Consider the following 21,851-nt stretch of genomic DNA (forward strand, 5'->3'; position numbering starts at 1 on the left):
AACTTTCTGTGATTTTTATAAAATCAAAATATTATGTATACTTTTTTATATTTTTAGGTTTCTGTATCTATTATAAGCTGCCATTATCTCTTGCTTTCTTGGCATGGATAAACTACCGCTTCCACCTTTTAATTTTTCCAATGATAGCAACCCATTCTTGTCTATTTCACAAATTATATTATCCACCATAGTCTCAAAACCTAGATTTTCATTCATAATATTTAATTCTGCCCATTTCATAATTGAGCCAATAGTATTTAATTGTTCATTATCAACTATTTGCTCCACACCTCTTAAATTTATCTCCTCTTTATTTATATTTATTGTGTCTATCCCTATAGTTTTTATTTTAATTCCTTTTTCCCCAAGAGCAATAGTTCCAGCTTTAACTACTCTATTAAATGCAATCTCTATTTTTAAGTTTCTATCAGCAATTCTTTTTATAATATGACCAAGACTTAACTTTTTAGCTTTTTCTGTCACATCCACAGCCACATAATTATCCATTTGTATTACAGTATCTGCTATATCAAAAAAATCTCCACAGCTTCCTACTACTATTATTGTTGAAATACTCTTTTGCTCATATAGTGGCTTTACTATTTCTATAAAGGGTGTGATTGGCTCTTTTTCTGAGCAAACTAATTTTTGCATTAAATCGTCTTTCATCATAAAGTTAGTAGCGGATGTATCTTCATCTATTAAAAATGCTTTAGCTCCACTTTCTATTCCCTCAATGATACTGGCCGCCTGTGACGTGCTTCCACTTGCGTTTTCTGTAGAAAACTCAACAGTATCCTTTCCGCCCGGTAAATTGCTTATGAATAGTGATATATCTGTTTTAGTTACACACCTACTATCTTCCGCTCTTACTTTCAAAGCAGATTCATCTGTTATAACAAACTCCCTACCATCGCCTTCAATATGATTATAAACTCCAAGCTCTAGCGCTTTTAATAATGTAGATTTACCATGATATCCTCCACCCACTATAAGTGTTATACCTTTTTTAATTCCCATACCACAAATTGCGCCGCGGCTCTCAGTATTAAACTCCACTTCTAATTCCTTTGGTGAAACAAATACCTTGCCCTGTCTTAATACTTTTGAAGATATACCACTTTCTCTAGGCAATATTGACCCATTGGCTACAAATGCAACTAGTCCTCTACTCGATAATTCATTTCTTATGTATTCCTGATCTTCCACAAGCTTTACTCTGCTCATTAATTTCTGACTATTAATATTTTTATATAGTAAAGTTTTCTCTATAATGCTAGGTATGACCTTGTATAAAATTTTCTCAAGCTCTTTTGATAAAACACTTCTTCCCCTCGCTGGAAACCCCACATAAAATCTTGCTTCTATTTTATCTTCATCTATAATTATTGAAGTTCTATTCAATATTTCCTGTGGACATTTACTTATAGCTATGAGTCCACTTTTCCCAGATCCAAAGCCTCTTTCAGCGCATTTATTTATATTAGAATAAAATTTTCTTGTTAAGTAATCTGCTACAGCAATATTTTTGTTTCTATTATCAAACAATTCCTTTGGAAATTTTGCAATGTTTTGATTTACTATTACTCTAATCCTTGATGGTGATGCAAACGGATCACCTTGGACATGATCTATGCTAAGTGTATAAGTTTCAAAATCATATTGCCCCTCTAAATCCTTATAAATCCTATAACTTTTTCCTTCAATTCTGTCTAAATCGGTCTTTAATGTTTGTGAATTCTTCATGTAAAACTCCTCTTGTATTTTTTAAAATAAGTATTAATTACTAACATATAAAAATGCCAGTTAAGACTCACCTTAACCGGCTATTATTATATATCAACTTTCATGTTTTATTGACTTTCTGATGTCTTGTTGTAGTCCTTGTAATTTGGTGAGTCTTCACCAACTAATTTATCTAATTTCCAATTGTATCCCTTAGCATCATCATAAACCAGGAAATATACTGCCACAAAAGAAACTGTTTTATCTGCTTTGTCCTTCTTATCTTTTTTTGCATCTTTGGAAGTAATACTTCCATAAACATATTTTATATTTTCAAAACCTTTCTTAGAAAACGTATCCTTAGTCTTATAGGTATTCAATTCTTCAGGTGTTATTTTATGATTATTAGACCACCAAAAAAGTAAATTGCTTCCTTCAATTTCCCCGTTAGCTATAGTGGATTTTATCACTGAATCAGGCACATTATTTATTTTGCCACTATCAATGGTAGTTTTTGATCCATCTAATAAGGATATCTGTCTTAAAGATATTGAAAAAGTATAATAAGTTGATAATCCTAAGTTTAGTTCTCCCGCTGCATTTTCTCTCTTAGCGGTAACATTTAATGTTCCCTTTTGCGCATCATACTCTTTACCGGATACAACAATACTCTTGGTAAAGCTATCCTTTACGGTAAACCCTTTGCCTCCAAAAAAACCTGAATAAGATAATGTTTCTTCATAGCCTCGTTTTTTTATTGGTTCAATAACTTTTTCATCAGAAAAAGTTGGTGATAATATTAATTTGAAATTTTCAGTGCTATTTTCTAGGATACTTACAATGTTCCAGATTTCATTTTCAAATACAAGCTTACACTTTATTTTTCCATTTGCAGCAAGAAGTCCACTATCTATGGATGCTTGAACTAGGATTTCTTCTTTTCTATTTCCTAAATCTGGTGTTCTTGAACTAATAACAAGCTTTTTAACATCTTGTCCACCTAAGGTTACTGGTGTATCTGCAATATTTATATTCAATTTCTTTAATCCAGCCAAGAACTTCTTTTCATCCATGCCCACCACGGGTTTTATTGCAGTGACCCCTTCAAGTCCAATTTGGTCACTAACCTTCCATTGATTATTACCTTCGGATGTATATACTATTGATACCAATGTAATTGCTTCAATAGAACCGTTATTCAATGTTAATGATACTTTTATATCATCCTTCTTCTTATCTGTATGCCTACTGCTACTGATGATAGTGAAGCCTTTCATATTATCTTTACTTATTTTTATGCTTGTCCCTTTGGGAAGAGTTATTACTTTTCCTATTAAGTCGCCTTTTATTCTAACTTCATCTACTGGCTTAACAATGAGTAATGAATATGCAAACACTCCTCCTGCAATCACAACTAACAGTGCTATTATAGGTATAAGCACTTTCAGATTCAGAACTGGTTTTTTAAAAGACGCAAAAAATTTTTCGCTGCTTCCTTTAATATTCATAAAGGGTTTTTTTAGAGAACTAAAAAACTTGCCTTTATTAAACTTTTTTATATCTTCTTCTGTTATTGCAGGCATGGGTAGAGTATCCTGCTTTTTTTCCACTGTGCCAGCATCAACTATATTTTCCCTTTCTTCATTATTAATTTTATCGGAAATCTGTTCAGCTTCCAAATCAATTGTGTCTTGAATTTTCCATCCGCAATAGGGGCAAAATTTTAATCCATCGATATTTGTAAATTCATTTTTACAGCTGTTGCAAATCATTTGTTCCCTCCAAACATTTATAAAAAACTATAAAATAAATAATATTTTGTATTCAATATATTATAGCCTTTTTACTTATTATATTCAAACATATTTACGTTGCTAATTGTAAGGACAAACAAAAATGCTAAACAGCAATTTCAAAATGCAATCACTACAATTTTAAATTATAAGAAATAACTAAAAAAAGGGAGAGCACATCGCCGGCTTCTCCTTTTATATTTTTAAATACTAATTTTCTTCATATGATACTGGCACATTATTTATTCCAAGTTCTTGTGCTGCCGCATATTGATCATATCCTGATACTATTATAAGGCTTCCTTTTTTAACAACTATAGGTGTGCTAAATTTATTGTTATTTTTCATATAATTTATAGCTTTGTTTTTTGAACGTTTTATTGACAAATCTTCATTTTCATTTACTAGCTTTGAGATATCCATTATTTCATCAGTTCCAGTTGGCATTTCACAATTTAGATCTATTTGTCCATTATCATCCTTTAACAAATGGAATAATTTAATTGATGCTGCTTCCACTGAAATAAAAGGTGTTCCTTTGCTATTTACACATGCTTTTAATTCACCTTTGATCACAAAGTAATTTACATCCTTCATACCTACTACTGCATCTCTCCAATAATCTTTTTTTACAATTACCCTATAAATTGACTCCATATTATCATAAGTACCTATTTTAAATAGTAAATTGATATCACCATTGCCTAACTTAGTTGTTTTTACAGGTAACCCTTTAATTATAATTTCACTTTTGTTCATAATTGAATTCTCCTTTATATGTGCATATTTTTTGGCTTAGTTTAATATATTAAATAGTTTTTTTGAAAAATTCCATGCATCTCAAATTCTAAAAATAAAACACCTAGAAAGCATATATTGCCTTCTAGGTGTTTTTAACTTTTATAATTTAACTTCTTATTAGTTGTCATAGAAATAGATTTAACTAGTCTTATGTTAGTTGATATTAGATATTTTTCACATGTGGAAATTTCATAATTATAAGCTAACACAGACTTCACCCCATTCGTAAATTTTAAAACATTTATTTATAAAATATTCTTGTTCATAAGTTCATTATAACATTTTGCGCAGAAAATAACAATTCAAAGTATCTATTCTATAAATAAGATATAATAAGTTCCATTTTACCAAAGGGTAATTCTATTGGAAGCATATATGTAGAAGAAATTGTCTTTTCAAAAGACACTGACTGAGGATCCATATCTAATTCAATTCCTATATTAGACATTGCTACAAGATACAATCCATTGTTTAAATTTAAAAATTCACCTACTGAATCTTTAGCCAGTTCATCCACACTTGTTAATTCTTCCTCAGCATATCGAGAAGCAATTTTCACAAACACTTCCTCTTCTGCGTTAATATAAGTTTGTAAATTAATTGAGTTTTTTATTCTTTGGCTTACTACCCATTTTGTTTTGCATTCTTCAATTTTCACTATTTTATTTGTATAAACATCTGAATCAATAAAACGAATTATATTTCGCATAAATAGTGCAATATAGTGTTTTATTTCATCTCCATATTTATCCCCTTCTAAGTTTACATAAATATTTATTATTTCGTCTACATCATCTCTTTGTAGCGCATCAAATTGGTGTTCAGAGATATTATACTTTTTCTTATACTCATAAAGCGCTCCTTCAAACATTTCAAGAGACATATAGTTTTTATCTATTAGTGCTTGTGCCAGTAAGAGATGGCCAAAACTTTGAGAACTTAGTAATTCCTCTACTTGCTCCACTTTCATATAGCCTCGATCTACAGCTATCTCTCCAAATCGCTTATCAACCTTTGCTTGCATTTGATGTACCTCGCTGGACTGTTGCGCATTCATATATCCCGCATTTATAGCTAAAACTCCTAGCTTTAATCTAACTGAATGTTGGTATTCCAGTGCTTCCTTTAATTGCAACACAGTTAGGTATTTTTCATTTAATAAATATTGACCGAAATATTGGCTAAACATAGCTTCACGCTCCTTGTCTATTTTAAATTAAGAAGAATCTTATTAATTTGTTCAACTTCCCAAGGCTTTTGGACAAATTCAAAAGCTCCTACTTTTATTGCCTCTTTTATGTGTTCCTTTGTTCCAGCTGAAGAAGCCATTACTACTTTTGCATTTTTATCAAATTCTAATATCTCTTTAACTGCCTGGATTCCATTTTTAATAGGCATAATGATATCCATAAATACCAAAGCTGGATTACTCTCTTTGTATATGTCTATTGCTTCTTGCCCATTAGTAGCTTCTAAAATATCATTACAACCACAACTTTTTAATACCTCTTTTAGCTTTTTCCTAATTAACATAGAATCATCACATACTAATATTTTAATAGAATTTTCAATCATCAAATTTCCTCCTCATATAATTCTATAATGCAATTTTTTTGCTTCTATACATAATTTCGGCATATTTTAGAAAACTCCTTTTTTTACTTTTTATCAATATAAGAAAATTAAAAATATATATTCATTTTTATAGATATATCATGCTAAAACACTTTAAATATACCATATTATATACTATACTAAAGTGGGTGCAAACTACGAATATTTTCATGGGGGAATGATGCATATGTTTATTTATTTTCTAATTTATTTTGCTAAAATAATTGAGGTTTCTCTTGCAACTGTTAGGACCGTACTAATAACTAGAGGCGAAAAATTTTTTGGTTCTATTATTGGCTTTTTCGAAGTAATTATATGGTTATATTTAATAACTACAGTGCTTATTGGAATAAATCAAGAACCATTTAAAATGGTGGCCTATGCATTAGGATTTGCTTGTGGAAATTATATCGGTTGCATTTTAGAAGATAAGCTAGCATTGGGATTAATCACCTTAAATGTAATAGTATCCGCTAAAGACGGTCCCACATTAGCTAGAACCTTGAGAGCAGAAAATATTGGTGTTACTATTATGGATGCTGAAGGGCTAAAAGAATCTAAAAAAATGCTTGTATTACACGTTAAAAGAAAAAGAAAATCTATAGTTTTAAAATTAATAAATAATTCAAATATTAATGCAGTAATTTCCCTAATGGATACCAAAACTATATATGGGGGTTATGGTATTAGAAAATAAACAAGGGGGATGTAAAAAAATAAATTTTACATCCCCCTTGTTCCATTCTCTTTATGTACAAATTTTAAAACATATTTTCATTTCTTAAAAAAGCTTTGTTCCGACGTTCATTTTTGGCTTTATAAAGTTCTTCATCTGCAATTAAATACATGTCCTGATAGCTATTAAAGGTCGAGCTATTTCCGTATACGCCCCCTATACTAATAGTTACCGTATAGCACTCATCATTCCAAATATACTTAATACCAAGTTTTTCTATCGAACTACGAAGCCTCTCTTCGAGGACTAATACATCCTTATATTCAGTGTCTTTAATAAAGCATACGAATTCTTCTCCGCCAAATCTTCCAACTATTCCATATTTGCTTCCCAAAACGCTTGTTAAACATGTTGCGATTTTTTTAAGGCAGGTATCACCTTCCGGATGTCCATAGCAATCATTATAACGTTTAAAATAATCAATATCTATCATTAAAAGTGCTAATTTTATTGGTTTTATTTTACTTTCCGCCCACACCTTTGAGATGTAAATCTTTACACCTCTCCTGTTAGGTATATTAGTAAGTTCATCGGAAATTGCCTCTACACTTAAATTTCTATTTGCTTTTTCCATTTTATCAAGCAGTTTGTTTTGATTTCCAATATCCTTCTCCAATTGCTTATTTAATTTTGTGATTTTTTCAGCTTCCTCTCCACTAAATAATTTACTAAGCTCAATTTTTATTATCTCAAGCTTTTGTGAAATCGCTGTGGTTTGGATTTCCTCTTCCATCATATGAAACCTTTTATAAAATTTAAGGGATAGTCTAAAATCTTCCTTTCTTTCATAAAATTCAGTTATAATCTTATATATCTGACTCAATTCTTTTCTAGCATTTATTTTTTTTCCATAATTAATTGCTTTATGCATATAGACTAAGAAGAGTTTTTCGTTTTCAAATATTTCAAGTTCTGCAAGATTTATTAGTACATCTATTATAAAAAATTTATTTTCTATCCTCTCTAATTGAGCAAGCGACCTATTATAGCATTCTCTTGCTTTATCATATTCCTTCTGGATAAAATAAATTTTTCCTATGCTATTTTCTACTTCTGATAGGGCAGTAATATCATTATGTTCAATTAGAATGTCATAACTTTTTTTATAACATTCAAAGCTATAAGAATAATCTTTTTTTCTAAAATAAATCCCACCCATATTTTCTAATATAACTGCTGTGTTAGTAACATAATTATATTTCTCACATAAATTTAAAGCACTGTTATATGAAATTAATGCCTCATCAAGATTTCCCACCTCTTTATAAACTTCACCAATATTGTTCAATATTCTACTCTTTATAAGATTGTCTTCCGTTTTTTCTAATAAATGCAATGCTTTTAGAAAATTTTCAAGCGCTGGCTCATACATAGCATTATAAAAATATACAACTCCTATAAGGTTTAAAGTTGCCGCTAAGTCTAAGGGTTTATCATAAATTTCAAATATCTTAAAGGCATCAAATGCATAATTAAAACAGTCATTGAGTTTTGTCATTGATCTACAAGCAAGTGCCATGGAAAATAATGCATAAGCCTCTTCCAGCCTCAACTTATTGGCCTTTGCTATATCATAGGCTTCTTTACTCATATCAAAAGCAAGATTGGGTTGCTTAAAGGAAATCAATTTTGCCTCTTTAATTTTATTCATAACTACTTGTATAGTATCCATTATAGAAATCCCCCCTAGAATACATAATTGTTCACCCTTTTGTGGTAGCCTTTTATTTAATTATTACCTAAAATCCATTTAGCAGTTAAAATAGCCTTGTCCTTTTGCTTTGTATTAACCGGAATACATAAAATCATACCATCACTTTTTACTCCAAACTCAGTAAGTATTTTACTATCTTGAAGGTCAATTCCATAAACTCCTTTATCAGATGCTCTTTCTAATTCTTCAGCCTTTAAATGTGATAAATTGATACCTTGTACATTATCAAGCTTTAAACACATACCCTGCTTTTGAAATGCCACATAATCACTTTTGCTCATTATTAACAAATCTATTAAATTTGCACTTAATTCCGCTTGGAATTTTTGCATATATTGTGTTGCTGACTGTGTTTTACCATCAGTTAACCTGTCTACTGGCATAATTTCTATCCGAGCACTTTGTTTCTCAGTTCCATTTTTTATAACTATAGGTGTAAGAGTTTTTTCGAATTTTTCAATTTTATCTACGTCAAAGTTACTTCCAATTATAGTCAAATTAAACTCGTAATTAATCTTTGTAATTTGACCATGAATAAAACCGATAATACTAAGCAAAACAATTATAGTCACTATTATATGTATCTTATAATAATCCCAAATATATTGAATTTTTTTCTTTCTAGTCAGCCCTTTAATATCCACCATTATGTCCGCCCCTTTTAATTGTATATATATATATTTAGTTTACCATAAAAATATGAAATAATAAATATTGTATATTCGAAATAATTGTTTAATAATAATCTTTATTGTTTACAATGGTATAAAAATATAGTATTATATAAATAAAGGAAAATATAATAAGATTTACTTGAAAGGGAGAGATTAAATTGAAAATAGAAAAACTACTTAAGTCTAGAACCTTAGGTTCATCAATAAATGTAAAAAACCCTATAGTTATGGCACCTATGACTACTTTTTCAGGAAACAACGACGGAACAATATCTGAGGCAGAATTACTTTATTATAAAGCAAGATCCAAGGGTGTAGGTATGGTTATTACTGCAACAACCTATGTAAGTGAATCAGGCAAAGGTTTTCCAGGCCAATTTGCCGCCTACGATAATAAATTTTTACCAAGTCTAAAAAAATTAGCCCAGACCATAAAAGGAGAAGGCGCATTGGCTATCCTACAAATGTTCCACGGTGGCAGAATGGCAATTCCTGCTGAAATACCAGGTGGACAAACTATTAGTGCCAGCGCAGTAGCACCAGAAAGACCAGGTGCAATGACACCTAGAGAAATGACAGAAATAGAAATTCAAGATACAATTAAAGCCTTTGGTAAAACGGCAAAACTAGCAATAGCTGCAGGTTTTGATGGTGTAGAGATTCATGGTGCTAACACCTATTTATTACAACAATTTGTTTCTCCTCACTCAAATCGAAGAAGTGATTTTTGGGGAGGAAATGTAGAAAAAAGAATGAATTTTCCATTGGCTGTTATAGCTGAAGTAAAAAAAGTGGTAAAAGAAGAAGTTGGAGATTCCTTTATAATTGGCTATAGATTTTCACCAGAAGAAACAGAGAACCCAGGAATAACTTTAAGTGATACCCTTTTATTTATAGATGTATTAGCAGATCAAGGACTAAGTTATTTGCATGCCTCCATAATGGATTTTTGGCAAAGTTCAATGCGTGATACAACTACCACAAGCCCTATAATTTGCAAGATGCTTGACCAAATCCATGGTAGAGTTCCTTTCATTGGTGTTGGGTCTATCCATACACCCGGCGATGCTATAAAGGTACTTGATAGTGGCGCAGAATTTGTAGCCCTTGGCAGGGAGATAATAATGGAACCTGATTGGGTTGAAAAAGTTCAAAATGGAAAAATTTCAGAAATACGTACTACATTAAGCAAAACCAGTAGAGCCTCTTTAGACATACCAGAACCACTTTGGAATGCAATAATAAATACACCGGGTTGGTTCCCACTAACAGAATAGTTCTGTTATAGCTATAAAATTTATAATAAACTTTATAGCTATAACAAAAATGCCAGATATGTTATTAAAACATATCTGGCATTTTTTTTTTGAGACTTTTGCATAAAACTACTAAACCTCACAACCTAAAATATTGTTCTAAACTGTGAAATATGAGTAATTACAAACTCCATACCTCCCATACCCATTGCAAAGAATGATACCATTATTACAAGGATTATTGCGCCGAAATCATATTTCATTATCTCTTCTTTGTTTATGATATAGGCTACAATAATTTCAATGCCTAGTATAATTAAAACCAGTGGCCACATAGATGCTATTAATGAATAATTAATACTTGGATTTATTAATCGTAATAAAAACATTATACCAAATATAACTAAAACTATTCCCGTTGTAAATGTCCCTACTCTTCGTCCCTTAATCATTCATATCACACTCTCTTTTTTTACCTACAATAAGCTTTGCACCCACAACAATTATTACAACACCTATGATTATCTGAGGAGCCATTCTTGTTATATTATGAATTGCGTTATATGCTTCATCAGAAATATATCCAGTTAAGCTATTTATAGTGTTAATCCATATTAAGTAAATACCAAGGATTACTAGTGTTATTCCTGAAATCAATCTATGTTTTTTTAATATACCCCAATCTATTTTTCCTAATTCATCAAGTGAAAACAAATAATTATCCTCCAGTAATAAAAATTCTTCATCCGTGGAATAACGTTTATTCATACAATCAAAGAATGAATAAAACCAGATTAATGGTAAAACAAAGAGCAGTGGTCCTATAGAAAGCCAACTAGAAAGAAATATTAAAAAGAAGAATGCTGCCATAAACGATAGACCCATCTTCATAAAACCCATATACATATGACCCGCTCCAGGTAACATTGAAAAACAAAAGGTTAAAAATTTACTTTTTTCCTTTATCATTATTAAAAACCTCCAAATTAATTATTTTTTGTGAGAAATCATTAAGACTTTCATTAATTGTGTTAATAGTACTTATACTCATTGGGTTAACTCTTAATGTGTTGGTTTCTGTATTAGCTAGAAAATTTAACCCATTGGAAAAAACAATAATTAATGCTACACTCGCTGCCATTACTACCCTAAGAGAATAAAAGACAAATTGAGTATTGTTTTCTTTTTTCTTTTTTACCTTGCAGAATATTTCCTGCTCAAATCCTAGTGGCGCCTCTACAAGCTCATTATCATTGAAACTATTAGCTAGTGCATCCGCACAACCTTCACAATTGCAAATATGTTCCGTTAATAAAATTAATTCATTGTTATTTAGTGAACCCTCTTTAAGCGCATTTATTGACGTTTTGGTTAAGTGACCATATTCTTTAAATAATGTAGTACTCACACTAACTCCTCCTTCCACAAAACTTTCAACAGTTTTTTGGATCTATACAAATGAGTTTGTAATGTTTTCAAACTTTGACCTGTATCTTTTGCCATATCAGAAAGCTTAATATCTTTACAAAAATAGTTTATGGCCACCGCCCTATAAGGCTCTTTTAGTTTGTCACATAAACCATATATCTTTTCCCTACTATGTTTTTTTAAAAGTGTATCCTCAGGTAAGTCTCCCGTGTCCATTATCCCATCAAAATCTTCATTTGATAGGCTATGAATTGCTCTTGCAGGACTTTTAAGAAAATCTTTGCATTTATTTGCAGCAATTTTAGTAAGCCATGCTTTAAAATTCACACCGTCAAATTTATCAAAACTAGTATACGCAGATAAAAATGTCTGTTGTGCCAAATCTTCTGCATCAAAATAATTTTTTGTAAAAGATAGACAAATAGTAATGATTAAACGTTCATATTGTTTTATATAGTTTGCAAACTGATCCTTTTGGATAACCATCACCCCCTTTGTCCTTACACTTAATATAACGATTCTAACTATAAAAACACTTCATCCTTATAAAAATTTATGTTTCACGAGGTAATTATTCCTCATATGTAGCATTACAATAGATGATATTAGAATGATTTAATAAAGCCTCTGCACTACTTTATAAAGTAATGCAAAGGCTTTTAATTATATCTTTTTTACTACTCTTGGATTAAGTTTATAGCACTTTTCCAAAAAAATTTCGTCTGGTACAAACATTAATTGCATTTTGTTGTTTCCTTCCATGATCATTGCAACAAATACTTTTTCCTTTGAAGTATTTGGATAGCACTTTACTATAGAATTAGGTTTATTAGAATAATCTTTTACAAAATCACTACCCTCTGGTGCTAGTAAACCCACCTCTCTAATATTGAAAGTAACTATTTTAATTCTTTTTTTCAATTCGATTATTTTATCTATTTTGATTTCGCCTTGTACAAATTGATACTCATACTCTATAAATAGTTTTTTCTTGAAAAAAAAACTCCCTACAGCCAAACACAATAGCACTATAGCAAAAATAAAATTTATGCTAAAAGCTAATAACCCCATTATTGCAAATATAAATGTTGTTGCATTTATTGTTTTATAAGCAGCTGTTTTATATGTTGTTACTAGTTGTTCATAAACATTATCCATAGTATTACCCCCTCGTCTTTGTACATTATACCATATTTTGAAACTTTCATTTTACAAATAGCCATAAATAGCCATTAAAATTTCATCTACTATTTAGCCTTTTGTCTGGAATGAACTATAATGAATTTTCAACTTGAAGACTTGCAAGGCTCTTTTACAATTGATCTTAACTTTGTTTACTAATAATACTTTTTTCTTTAAGTCCTTTTATGCTTTTGTAAAGAAAAAATGCAGTAAGTGCCGTCGCAATAATATCTGCACAGGGTTGTGAAAGCCATAAGCCATCCAACTCAAAAAATAATGGAAGAATAAGAATAAGTGGGATTAATACTATTACTTGTCTTAATATACTTAAAATCATTGAAATTTTCGCCTCATTTATTGCTTGAAAATAGCTTGCTCCTAAAATTTGAAACCCCAAAATAGGTAAAAAAATCAAATCAATTCTAAGTCCACGGGCGCCCAAATTTATTAGTGCAGGATTATTACCTACAAACACAGCAATAAGCGGTTTCGCAAATAGTTGCACAACAATAAATCCAATTGTAACAATGCAAGTACCAAAAGTTATAGCGAGCTTTAGAACTTTTAAAACTCTAGAGTACAATTTAGCCCCATAATTATATCCTATTATAGGCTGAATTCCTTGACTTATACCAAATATAGGCATAAAAACAAGCATTGATATGCTATTTAATATTCCCATAGCAGCTATTGCAAGATCCCCCCCATAAGTGTAAAGCCCTTTATTATATAAAATAATTACAAAGCTTGAAGCAATTTGCATAGAGAAAGGTGCCATGCCAATAGCGAAAATTTCCTTAATAATGTGTTTATTTAGCTTTAAATTTACCTTTTTTATCTTAAGAATACTTCCACTATTCTTAAAAGCAAAGTATTTTAATACCCAAAACGTATTAAAAGCTTGAGAAATTATAGTTGCTATTGCAGCACCTTCAATTCCTAAATTAAAACCAAATATTAATATTGGATCTAATATAATATTAATAATTGCGCCAAATACCATTGTAAGCATTGCCATTTTGGGATTACCCTCAGCTCTAATAATATTGTTGATACCAAAGCCTATATTTTGAAAAACGGATCCCATAAGTATAATTTGTATATATGCTTTTGCATAGGGTATACTACTTTCACTTGCTCCGAATAATATTAAAAGTTTGTTTAAAAACAAAATTCCAAGTATTCCAATTACTAATGATATTATTGTTATAAGTATTAGTGCATTCCCTAAAATATCATCTGCGGTCTTTTGGTCTTTTTCTCCTAGTTTTATTGATATAACTGCGCTAGCTCCTATACCTACAAGCATTCCAAAAGCCATTATAATAACTGATATAGGAAAAGTGATAGCAAGTCCTGAAAGAGCATAGGATCCTACTCCATTTATGTGACCTATGTAAATTCGATCTACAATGTTGTATAATGCGCTTACTATCATACCTGTTATAGCAGGTATAGAAAACTTTAAAAGTAGTTTTCCAATACTTTCTGTTCCTAATTCTTTTGTTTGATTCATATAAAAATTTCCTCCATGTCAAAAATTAAATCATCTATTTTATAGTATATCATAAATTTTTATATATTTAGTTCACCTATAAAACTAAAATCACTAAAAATATGATATAATAATTCTTTATTGAGTTGACTATCTTAAACTAAATTTAATATATCTAGTTTATTTAAATGTAGATAGCATCATCATATACATAAAAATTGTTAGGAGTGACAAATTATGAAAAGTACAATATTAACACCTAGCGGAGTTGAAAAATTAGAGGAAGAATTAGAACTACGCACAGGAGAAAAAAGGAAAGAAATAACAGCAGCAATCAAAGAAGCAAAGGGTCATGGTGATTTAAGTGAAAATGCAGAATACGATGCAGCTAAAGATGACGAAGCTACTAATAATGATAGAATAATTAAGATTCAAGAGTTGCTTCGTAGCGCTACAGTAGTAGACGACTATAGCAATGATGATCATTTAGGTCTTGGTGGCCAGGCTGATATTAAATTCCTTGATACCGATGACATTGAGAAGGTATGCCTAGTATCTACAGTAGAGACCGACCCAGATATAATGAATATAAGTATTGAATCTCCCCTAGGAATGGCAATATATAAAAAGTCCCTTGGAGAAACATGCACTGTTTTGGCTCCAGAGGGTAGTTATGAAGTAATTATTGAAAAAATTTACTAATAGTATAAAACTTAGCAAAAAGAACAAGCGAGAGTAATCTCTGCTTGTTTTTTTCAATTTAACTTTATTTAACTTTAGACTCATTCCATTCTTTTGCATAATCTTCTAATACTTTATAAAGAATTTTTCCAATTTTAGAATAAGATTCATCGCTTAGATTGGCAAGTGATATTCTGATAGCCCATTCTGGCCCGTGGAATCCACTACTACCTAATAACACTATGGAAGATTGCTCCGCTAGACGTATGAGAATGTCTACTGGTTTATAATTTTGTCGTAAATATTGCGCAAATTCGTCATTATAATTTTTGCCTGCCCACTCCAGTAAATCAAATTGAGTATAGTAAGAAGCATCCAAGGGTTGTAACTGCAAATCTAATCCCAATCCTTCGAACAAAAGTCTTTTACGGTTACGACAAATATCCTTTGTTAACTGTTTATATCTATTTTCTTCATCTGTTATAGCAAATAACGAAAAAAATGCCATTTGAACTTGTTGTGGTGTAGATAACCCTGCGGTATGATTAAGTGCTACCTGACGGCTATCTGCTACTATTCTATTGATAAATGGAATACTATCAGGATTAGTAGAAATTCCACCGTATCTTCTTCTTGCTCTTTCCTTTTTATCCTCATCTTGCTCTCTTAATAATTTATCAAATACATTGTCTTCATAGAGTGAAATAGTTCCAAGACGCCACCCTGTTACACCAAAATATTTTGAATAAGAATATACTCCAATTGTATTATAGGGTAAATCTGTCATTAATGAACGAAAATCGTCTACAAAAGTACCATAAACATCATCCGAAATAATCATTAAATCAGGATTGTTATTTTTGACAATATTTTTTAATTGTTTAACAGTTTCTGATTTTATAGCAACAGAACCTGGATTACTTGGATTAACTATAAATAATGCCTTTATATTTGAATCACTTATTTTATCAATTTCACTGGAAGAGTATTGCCATGTATGTCTACCATCCTCAGTTGTTTCGTCAGCCAAGACCTCAACAACTTCAAAATTATAACGTGGTAAATGAGGTATCTCAAGATAAGGTGTAAAAATCGGTGCCATAAGTGCAATCTTATCTCCCTTTAACAATATATTGTTTGCAATTAATGTATCAAAAATATAGCACATTGCTGCCGTTGCACCTTCAACCGCAAATGTCTTAAACTTTCCTGGAAATATGCCATTGTAACATAACTCCTGAATAAGATAATCATTGACTACAATTTCAACATGTTCTAACATTCTATCTGGTTTTGGATAATTATCACCAATAATTCCATCTACTAATTCATAAATCCAGTCATCCGAATTAAATTCCTTTACTGTTATGCCATAATTAATCATTTTAATAAGGAGCTCAATTCCTGGGGAATCTTTATATTTTTTTGTAAAGTCTACAAAATGCTCTGTAATTCCTTCTTTTTTTGGCATTCCAGCTAAATCGCCTTGACTCCAAGCCCTACGACTTTCCCCCACCGCGAATTGACCAAAGGTGAAAAAGGCTTCTCTTGGAGATGCTGCAATCCAGTTGGGATTTCCTCTGCCTGCATCCAAAAGTGCCTGTGTACTATTTTTCTTTGATTCCTCAGCAAGATTGATTAATTTATCCTTAAGTTCAAAAGGACTTATTTCACCATAAACTTCTTCTATTTCTTTACGTTGAAGACTTAATTTATCCAATTTTAATACCCCCTAGTCTATAATAAACTACTGTTTAATCTTATTTATTATGCCTAAATAATATCTTTTTAAACCGGTTTAGATATATATATAGTATATAAAGAAAGAAACTAGTAGAAAATACAAAAGCCACCTTATAAGGTGACTTTTGTAGTATAAATATTAATTTATATTGCTGAAACTTCAATTGCTTGAAGTCCCTTAGGTCCTTCTTCTGTTTCAAACTGAACTTTTTGACCTTCGTCAAAACTCTTTCTTGCATCTTGAATTGCAGATACGTGAACAAAAATATCTTTTTCACCTTCTACTTCAATAAATCCAAATCCTTTTTCTGCGTTAAACCATTTTACTGTTCCGATTTTCATTATTATCCTCCAAATACAAAACACCATTTTGTAAGATGCATTAATTTTGCATCAACAATGTTCCATTAACAATATACCATAACTTTCAAAAAATATCAATTCTATATGTCTATGTTTTTATTGCAGATTCTTAACTACTATTTTAAATCACTTATAAAATTAGGAAGATCAAAGCATGATTTTGCAATCTTATTTGTTAAATAACGAGTTTCAGCAGGCAATCTATTTACATCCATATCACTAGGGTCATAAACATCTGAAGCCATTGTAAAACTCCATAATCCACCTGGATATGTTGGAACAAAAGCTATATAGGTTTTTACAATTTTAAAATTATTCTTTAATATTCTTCTTGTATTCTCAATTATATTACGATGTATCATTGGAGATTCACTTTGACAAACCATTACTCCATCAGTTTTTAATGTGTTTTTCACATTTTTATAAAATTCTTCTCCAAACAAATCCTTAGCAGGACCCTCAGGATCTGGTGAATCCACCATAATTATATCATATTTAATATCAGTGGTTTTTACATATTCAACACCATCTCCGAATTTAAAATTGACTCTATCGTCAAAATCAGAGCCGCCACTTATTTCCGGTAGATATTTTATACATTCTTTTGTAACTACTTCGTCTAGTTCCACCATATCAATTGTTTCAAGGTCCTTGTATTTTGATAGTTCTCTTACCGCTCCACAGTCTCCTCCACCAATTACCAACACATCTTTTGGATTTTTATGAGTAAGTACTGGAATATGAGTAATCATTTCATTATATATAAAACCGTCTGCAGAAGTAGTCTGCATTACCCCATCAAGCACAAGACAAGGTCCAAATGCCGCAGAATCAATAAGTGCTACCTCTTGGTATGGAGATTTAGAGTAAGAAAAACATTTATTAACTTTATAAGTGATTTTTAAATTTTTCTTTTCAACTTCAACTTCCTCAAACCACAGTTCATTATCTATTTCTTTAAAGTACTTTGGCAGTTCATTCATTTTCATAATAATTCCTCCATTATAATAAATATACCTATCCGTTATATCTCAAAAAGATAGCACTCCAAGTATATCATAAATACTTGAAAATTCAATAAATCCAAAACTATTTTCTGATAACCCATTTGTAACATCTAAAATACGTATTATTAACTAATTCTGACCAAAATCATAACATATACTTTACAATGGTCTGCTAGAATAATTGAGACAGATACATTTCAGATAAATATTTTATACATAAGTGACTTTGACAGTTTTAGTTTTATTAATCTAATAATTTATTAGAAAGGTGAGGATTAAAATGAAAAAAGAACAATTGCTATATAACATAATTTTTCCAGAAGATCAGGACCCGAGTTATATTAATTATGGCTATTTCATAGGGAGGAACAGAACAAGCATATATAAATTAAAAGCTAGCCTTAATGAAAGTCAACTAAACGCAACAATAATTAGCGATGGTAATAATGAAAGTGCTTTTTTTGCTAAGGTTTTTCAAAATGAAGTAGAAAGATTCCTAAAAATAGTAGATGAATTTAATTTTCAACAAATCAATATAAATAGTCACTATCTCAGTGAAATAAAGTACATGTTTGGAGAAGAAGTAATTTATAACAGAAAAAAAGCATACAAGGCACCCCAGTATCACTATTCACAAAAATACACTAATGGAATAAAAGATTGGAAAATACCATACATAATAACATCAGATACAATAAAGGAACATAAACCAACCTTAAAGAAAGCAATCTAATTTATATAAATTTCTAAAACTCAAATTAACAGGAGGCGGAATATGCTGATTACATGTTTACCAGAAGAAATCTTGCTGGAGGTACTAGAACGAACATGTAAATATACAATAGATAATGAAGTTTTTGAAGAAGCAAAAAAAATATATGATAAAAAGATTTTAGAAAGATCTAAAGCGAAAAAAAAAGAAAGCAAATCATAGCTTTCTTTTTTTTTGCTTTTAACTTTCCAAGTTCCCCACTAAACCCTTCTGCGTCTTAAGCCAATAATTCCTTCACAAGAGGATTTATCTTTCTGCTATCATACTTTCCTTTTAATTTAGGAATAACAGCCTTCATAGTCTTTCCCATATCACTATTTCCCTTAAATGCATTTTCTGCAATAACTTCACTGATAATTGCCTTTGCTTCCTCGTCAGTAAATTGTTTTGGCATATAACCTAAGAACATTTCGATAGCAATTTCTGTCTCAGCTATAATTTCTTCATTGCTCGCTTGCTTTGCATAACTAAGAGTTTCATTTAATTGTTTAATTGTTTTTTCAATAATACCAATTAACTCATCATCTGTAATTTCTTTTTTAGAATCCATTTCTTTGTTTTTAACATCAGCCATTAAAGTTCTTAGTGCAGTGAGTCTTACCTTATCCCTAGCCTTCATATATTTAATAATATCATCTTTTAATGTTTGTTTTAACATATGTATATACCTCCTAAATTTTTCAATACTTTTCAGCAAGTTATCTTGTTATCTTGCCAAAATTATACTGATATATACACATTATACACTTATTAAGATAATCTTGTATGCAGTCCCATATTGTGAATATCAAAATCGGTTGTTCTTTAATGCTTATAAAAAAATCAAATCTATGCCTTTCTCTTCCATAAACTTAATATACTCCTCTTTACAATTACAAGGTTTCACACAAGTGCAAAATTCATTACCTATAGTTTTCATCAAATCTTTTCTATTATCCTCATAATTTATTTTATCTTTTTTTAATCCTTCTAATAATATATAAATAATAAACATTGTAGCTGCAAGACCTAAAAATATAATCAAATCAAATGTTTTTATAGCAGTTTGTAGACTTTTATTTTCAAAAACAGCTGTTGCATAAGATATGTATCTATCGTTAAACAAGAGCATATAAACCCCAAGCAAGCAAGCTATTCCTGTAAGTAAGGGCAATGAAGCTTTCTTGTTATCTAACTTTTGTTTTAATTCGCATAACTTGTCACTTTTCTTTTTCGTTGAATAACTAAGTTTTAATTCCATCTAAACACACCCTCATATAATTATTTCATTACTCAATTAAATTATGATTTTATATTGTAATTTATTACTTTTAAAAAAATAACATACATTTTTAGTAAATTATGTTACAATGTATTAAGTGTTAATATAATTATAGTAGGTTAAAATAATGGATAAATATTTTTTAATAACTAGAAAAAGAAGGAGTCTTTATAATGGATGATGTGGTTACAAAATATTATTCTGACGGTAGTAGATATGTAGGTGAATTTAAAAATCAAAAACCCTATGGTGTTGGTACTTTTTATTTTAATAGTGGAGATAAATATATAGGTAAATTTAAATATAATGGTCCAAATGGAATGGGTACTGCCTATAATTCCGATGGATCCGTATATTATGAAGGTGAATGGAAAAATGGGAAACCTAAATAATATTCTAACTATTCAAAAAAATTTTTGAAGGCTAATACCTTCTTTTTTTTCTTTTAAATCTAATATTTTTCTCCACTACTACTTATGCGAGAATTCCTTCACATTGATAGTATTTTACAATCTACAGTATTTTACAATATTATAAAATAGGCTTTTTAAAATAAAAACAGTATGATAGAATTAGACAGAATACATTTTGTATTAATATCAATATATATATAGTTATTATTGTGTATATTTCAACAAAGGGAGAGATTTTATTGATAACTTATATTAATAGTGAAGTTCATGAATTTAAAGACATAGAAAAGGCTTTTGTGAATAAAACAACCAATGCTGACAAAGTGTTTTGGCTTAATATTAATAATCCAACTGATGATGATTTTGTTTTTTTAAAAGATAAATTTAATTTTCATCATCTTTCTATTGACGACTGTATTCGAAGGAGTAAGAGGAGTAAAATAAGTGACTATAAGCATTATCATTTTTTAAATATAGCCACTTCAGATAGCCATCCAAATAATACATTCTCTTACAACAACATATATATATTTCTTAGCTCAAATTATATTATAACAATACATTATGGTGAAAATAAATTATTAAATAAGATTGTTAATGACATAGCCAACGGCTTAGACATTGTTTCTAAAGGAAGTGATTTTGTTTTATATCATATTCTTGATGAAGCCATAGACCAATTATTTATTATAACAGACAAAGTTGAAGAAAGAATTAATAGTTTAGAGGAAGAAACCATGAACAACCCTGTTCAAAGTACCCTTAATAATATTATGAATGTAAAAAAAAGTGTTATTAAGCTACGGCGTGTTGTTTCTCCTTTGCGGGAAGTATTAAATACTCTTTTGAGACATGATGATATTATAACTGAGAAATATAGATTGTATTTCTCTGATATATATGACCATATACTACGAATATATGATTTAATTGAATCTGACCATGAAATGGTTACATCTTGTTTAGAACTTTATTCTTCACAATTATCTAATTCCATGAACAGTGTAATGAAGTTTTTAACTATAATCTCTACAATAATGATGCCCCTCACAATTATAACTGGAATTTATGGTATGAATTTTGTAAACATGCCCGAATTACGTGCTAAATATAGTTATTTCATAGTTATATTTATAATGATTTTTAGTTCACTATTCGAAATCTTATTTTTTAAAAAGAAAAAGTGGTTATAA

General features: G+C 30.0%; 25 protein-coding genes. 7 read left to right on the forward strand and 18 right to left on the reverse strand.

Annotated features, from left to right (window positions below; translation table 11 throughout):
- Positions 1-45: 45 nt before the first annotated feature.
- The 5 genes from ACREVU_RS10915 to ACREVU_RS10935 all read right to left on the reverse strand — a co-directional run bounded on the left by ACREVU_RS10915 (position 46) and on the right by ACREVU_RS10935 (position 5,894).
- Positions 46-1,746, reverse strand: a complete 1,701-nt coding sequence (locus ACREVU_RS10915) for an ABC-ATPase domain-containing protein (protein WP_431551627.1) — start codon at positions 1,744-1,746, stop codon at positions 46-48.
- A 107-nt stretch (positions 1,747-1,853) separates the two neighbouring features.
- Positions 1,854-3,497, reverse strand: coding sequence for a hypothetical protein (locus tag ACREVU_RS10920; protein ID WP_431551628.1), 1,644 nt, complete (start codon positions 3,495-3,497; stop codon positions 1,854-1,856).
- Positions 3,498-3,728: 231 nt separating this feature from the next.
- Positions 3,729-4,277: a ParB N-terminal domain-containing protein gene (locus ACREVU_RS10925; RefSeq protein ID WP_431551629.1), complete on the reverse strand. Its 549-nt coding sequence runs from the start codon at positions 4,275-4,277 to the stop codon at positions 3,729-3,731.
- A gap of 358 nt (positions 4,278-4,635) precedes the next feature.
- Positions 4,636-5,508, reverse strand: coding sequence for a chemotaxis protein CheX (locus ACREVU_RS10930; protein ID WP_431551630.1), 873 nt, complete (start codon positions 5,506-5,508; stop codon positions 4,636-4,638).
- A 17-nt stretch (positions 5,509-5,525) separates the two neighbouring features.
- Positions 5,526-5,894: a response regulator gene (locus tag ACREVU_RS10935; RefSeq protein ID WP_431551631.1), complete on the reverse strand. Its 369-nt coding sequence runs from the start codon at positions 5,892-5,894 to the stop codon at positions 5,526-5,528.
- Between the two features lie 226 nt (positions 5,895-6,120).
- Here ACREVU_RS10935 and ACREVU_RS10940 point away from each other — a divergent pair, with 226 nt between their 5' ends.
- Positions 6,121-6,630, forward strand: a complete 510-nt coding sequence (locus ACREVU_RS10940; protein WP_431551632.1) for a DUF2179 domain-containing protein — start codon at positions 6,121-6,123, stop codon at positions 6,628-6,630.
- Positions 6,631-6,694: 64 nt separating this feature from the next.
- Here ACREVU_RS10940 and ACREVU_RS10945 read toward each other — a convergent pair whose 3' ends face one another.
- On the reverse strand, positions 6,695-8,341 hold the full coding sequence (locus ACREVU_RS10945; RefSeq protein ID WP_431551633.1) for a tetratricopeptide repeat-containing diguanylate cyclase: 1,647 nt from the start codon (positions 8,339-8,341) through the stop codon (positions 6,695-6,697).
- 56 nt (positions 8,342-8,397) lie between these two features.
- On the reverse strand, positions 8,398-9,030 hold the full coding sequence (locus ACREVU_RS10950; RefSeq protein WP_431551634.1) for a hypothetical protein: 633 nt from the start codon (positions 9,028-9,030) through the stop codon (positions 8,398-8,400).
- A gap of 185 nt (positions 9,031-9,215) precedes the next feature.
- Here ACREVU_RS10950 and ACREVU_RS10955 point away from each other — a divergent pair, with 185 nt between their 5' ends.
- Positions 9,216-10,334 (forward strand): NADH-dependent flavin oxidoreductase, encoded by a 1,119-nt coding sequence (locus tag ACREVU_RS10955; RefSeq protein ID WP_431551635.1) that lies wholly within the window; start codon positions 9,216-9,218, stop codon positions 10,332-10,334.
- 125 nt (positions 10,335-10,459) lie between these two features.
- Here the strand turns inward: ACREVU_RS10955 and ACREVU_RS10960 are convergent, their stop codons facing one another.
- From ACREVU_RS10960 to ACREVU_RS10985, 6 genes are all read right to left on the reverse strand, one after another.
- A complete protein-coding gene (locus ACREVU_RS10960) occupies positions 10,460-10,765 on the reverse strand; it encodes a LiaI-LiaF-like domain-containing protein (protein WP_431551636.1) in 306 nt (101 codons plus the stop codon).
- Complete coding sequence (locus ACREVU_RS10965; RefSeq protein WP_431551637.1) at positions 10,758-11,282, reverse strand: hypothetical protein; 525 nt, start codon at positions 11,280-11,282, stop codon at positions 10,758-10,760. The genes ACREVU_RS10960 and ACREVU_RS10965 overlap by 8 nt, the downstream gene beginning before the upstream one ends.
- Positions 11,263-11,721, reverse strand: coding sequence for a hypothetical protein (locus tag ACREVU_RS10970; RefSeq protein WP_431551638.1), 459 nt, complete (start codon positions 11,719-11,721; stop codon positions 11,263-11,265). The genes ACREVU_RS10965 and ACREVU_RS10970 overlap by 20 nt, the downstream gene beginning before the upstream one ends.
- Positions 11,718-12,230 carry an RNA polymerase sigma factor gene (locus ACREVU_RS10975; protein WP_431551639.1) on the reverse strand — a complete coding sequence of 171 codons (513 nt, stop codon included), beginning with the start codon at positions 12,228-12,230 and terminating at the stop codon, positions 11,718-11,720. Before ACREVU_RS10975 ends, ACREVU_RS10970 begins: the two co-directional genes overlap by 4 nt.
- Positions 12,231-12,404: 174 nt before the next feature.
- On the reverse strand, positions 12,405-12,899 hold the full coding sequence (locus ACREVU_RS10980) for a DUF6106 family protein (RefSeq protein ID WP_431551640.1): 495 nt from the start codon (positions 12,897-12,899) through the stop codon (positions 12,405-12,407).
- A 166-nt stretch (positions 12,900-13,065) separates the two neighbouring features.
- Positions 13,066-14,439: an MATE family efflux transporter gene (locus ACREVU_RS10985; protein ID WP_431551641.1), complete on the reverse strand. Its 1,374-nt coding sequence runs from the start codon at positions 14,437-14,439 to the stop codon at positions 13,066-13,068.
- 216 nt (positions 14,440-14,655) lie between these two features.
- On the opposite strand from ACREVU_RS10985, the gene greA reads away from it, so the two are divergent.
- On the forward strand, positions 14,656-15,120 hold the full coding sequence (gene greA, locus ACREVU_RS10990; protein ID WP_431551642.1) for a transcription elongation factor GreA: 465 nt from the start codon (positions 14,656-14,658) through the stop codon (positions 15,118-15,120).
- A gap of 64 nt (positions 15,121-15,184) precedes the next feature.
- Here the strand turns inward: greA and aspD are convergent, their stop codons facing one another.
- From aspD to speE, 3 genes are all read right to left on the reverse strand, one after another.
- The gene (gene aspD / locus ACREVU_RS10995) at positions 15,185-16,819 is read right to left on the reverse strand and encodes an aspartate 4-decarboxylase (protein ID WP_431551643.1); all 1,635 of its coding nucleotides are present in this window, start codon (positions 16,817-16,819) and stop codon (positions 15,185-15,187) included.
- Positions 16,820-16,986: 167 nt separating this feature from the next.
- Positions 16,987-17,184 (reverse strand): cold-shock protein, encoded by a 198-nt coding sequence (locus ACREVU_RS11000; protein ID WP_216161337.1) that lies wholly within the window; start codon positions 17,182-17,184, stop codon positions 16,987-16,989.
- A gap of 137 nt (positions 17,185-17,321) precedes the next feature.
- Entirely contained in the window at positions 17,322-18,194 is an 873-nt protein-coding gene (gene speE / locus ACREVU_RS11005) for a polyamine aminopropyltransferase (protein ID WP_431551644.1), read from the reverse strand.
- A gap of 298 nt (positions 18,195-18,492) precedes the next feature.
- Here speE and ACREVU_RS11010 point away from each other — a divergent pair, with 298 nt between their 5' ends.
- On the forward strand, positions 18,493-18,945 hold the full coding sequence (locus ACREVU_RS11010) for a hypothetical protein (protein ID WP_431551645.1): 453 nt from the start codon (positions 18,493-18,495) through the stop codon (positions 18,943-18,945).
- A 42-nt stretch (positions 18,946-18,987) separates the two neighbouring features.
- The gene (locus ACREVU_RS11015) at positions 18,988-19,146 is read left to right on the forward strand and encodes a hypothetical protein (RefSeq protein WP_431551646.1); all 159 of its coding nucleotides are present in this window, start codon (positions 18,988-18,990) and stop codon (positions 19,144-19,146) included.
- A gap of 55 nt (positions 19,147-19,201) precedes the next feature.
- On the opposite strand, the gene ACREVU_RS11020 is transcribed toward ACREVU_RS11015, so the two are convergent.
- Positions 19,202-19,642, reverse strand: coding sequence for a GatB/YqeY domain-containing protein (locus tag ACREVU_RS11020; protein WP_431551647.1), 441 nt, complete (start codon positions 19,640-19,642; stop codon positions 19,202-19,204).
- A gap of 153 nt (positions 19,643-19,795) precedes the next feature.
- Complete coding sequence (locus ACREVU_RS11025) at positions 19,796-20,224, reverse strand: hypothetical protein (protein WP_431551648.1); 429 nt, start codon at positions 20,222-20,224, stop codon at positions 19,796-19,798.
- A 194-nt stretch (positions 20,225-20,418) separates the two neighbouring features.
- On the opposite strand from ACREVU_RS11025, the gene ACREVU_RS11030 reads away from it, so the two are divergent.
- Positions 20,419-20,637 (forward strand): MORN repeat-containing protein, encoded by a 219-nt coding sequence (locus tag ACREVU_RS11030; RefSeq protein WP_431551649.1) that lies wholly within the window; start codon positions 20,419-20,421, stop codon positions 20,635-20,637.
- Between the two features lie 260 nt (positions 20,638-20,897).
- Positions 20,898-21,851, forward strand: a complete 954-nt coding sequence (corA, locus tag ACREVU_RS11035) for a magnesium/cobalt transporter CorA (protein WP_431551650.1) — start codon at positions 20,898-20,900, stop codon at positions 21,849-21,851.

Origin of the sequence: Clostridium sp. (assembly GCF_050717535.1) — a bacterium.
Classification (GTDB): Bacteria; Bacillota; Clostridia; order Clostridiales; family Clostridiaceae; genus Clostridium_AD.

Excerpts from the sequence above, each read along its gene's own strand:
- ACREVU_RS11010 (WP_431551645.1), top strand. The coding sequence starts at position 18,493 with ATGAAAAAAGAACAATTGCTATATAACATAATTTTTCCAGAAGATCAG.
- ACREVU_RS10980 (WP_431551640.1), bottom strand. The coding sequence starts at position 12,899 with ATGGATAATGTTTATGAACAACTAGTAACAACATATAAAACAGCTGCT.
- ACREVU_RS11030 (WP_431551649.1), top strand. The coding sequence starts at position 20,419 with ATGGATGATGTGGTTACAAAATATTATTCTGACGGTAGTAGATATGTA.
- ACREVU_RS10915 (WP_431551627.1), bottom strand. The coding sequence starts at position 1,746 with ATGAAGAATTCACAAACATTAAAGACCGATTTAGACAGAATTGAAGGA.
- ACREVU_RS11015 (WP_431551646.1), top strand. The coding sequence starts at position 18,988 with ATGCTGATTACATGTTTACCAGAAGAAATCTTGCTGGAGGTACTAGAA.
- greA (WP_431551642.1), top strand. The coding sequence starts at position 14,656 with ATGAAAAGTACAATATTAACACCTAGCGGAGTTGAAAAATTAGAGGAA.
- ACREVU_RS10935 (WP_431551631.1), bottom strand. The coding sequence starts at position 5,894 with ATGATTGAAAATTCTATTAAAATATTAGTATGTGATGATTCTATGTTA.
- ACREVU_RS11000 (WP_216161337.1), bottom strand. The coding sequence starts at position 17,184 with ATGAAAATCGGAACAGTAAAATGGTTTAACGCAGAAAAAGGATTTGGA.
- ACREVU_RS10940 (WP_431551632.1), top strand. The coding sequence starts at position 6,121 with ATGTTTATTTATTTTCTAATTTATTTTGCTAAAATAATTGAGGTTTCT.
- speE (WP_431551644.1), bottom strand. The coding sequence starts at position 18,194 with ATGAAAATGAATGAACTGCCAAAGTACTTTAAAGAAATAGATAATGAA.
- ACREVU_RS10950 (WP_431551634.1), bottom strand. The coding sequence starts at position 9,030 with ATGGTGGATATTAAAGGGCTGACTAGAAAGAAAAAAATTCAATATATT.
- ACREVU_RS10965 (WP_431551637.1), bottom strand. The coding sequence starts at position 11,282 with ATGATAAAGGAAAAAAGTAAATTTTTAACCTTTTGTTTTTCAATGTTA.
- ACREVU_RS10960 (WP_431551636.1), bottom strand. The coding sequence starts at position 10,765 with ATGATTAAGGGACGAAGAGTAGGGACATTTACAACGGGAATAGTTTTA.
- ACREVU_RS10925 (WP_431551629.1), bottom strand. The coding sequence starts at position 4,277 with ATGAACAAAAGTGAAATTATAATTAAAGGGTTACCTGTAAAAACAACT.
- ACREVU_RS10945 (WP_431551633.1), bottom strand. The coding sequence starts at position 8,341 with ATGGATACTATACAAGTAGTTATGAATAAAATTAAAGAGGCAAAATTG.
- ACREVU_RS10920 (WP_431551628.1), bottom strand. The coding sequence starts at position 3,497 with ATGATTTGCAACAGCTGTAAAAATGAATTTACAAATATCGATGGATTA.
- ACREVU_RS10930 (WP_431551630.1), bottom strand. The coding sequence starts at position 5,508 with ATGTTTAGCCAATATTTCGGTCAATATTTATTAAATGAAAAATACCTA.
- ACREVU_RS11020 (WP_431551647.1), bottom strand. The coding sequence starts at position 19,642 with ATGTTAAAACAAACATTAAAAGATGATATTATTAAATATATGAAGGCT.
- ACREVU_RS11025 (WP_431551648.1), bottom strand. The coding sequence starts at position 20,224 with ATGGAATTAAAACTTAGTTATTCAACGAAAAAGAAAAGTGACAAGTTA.
- ACREVU_RS10985 (WP_431551641.1), bottom strand. The coding sequence starts at position 14,439 with ATGAATCAAACAAAAGAATTAGGAACAGAAAGTATTGGAAAACTACTT.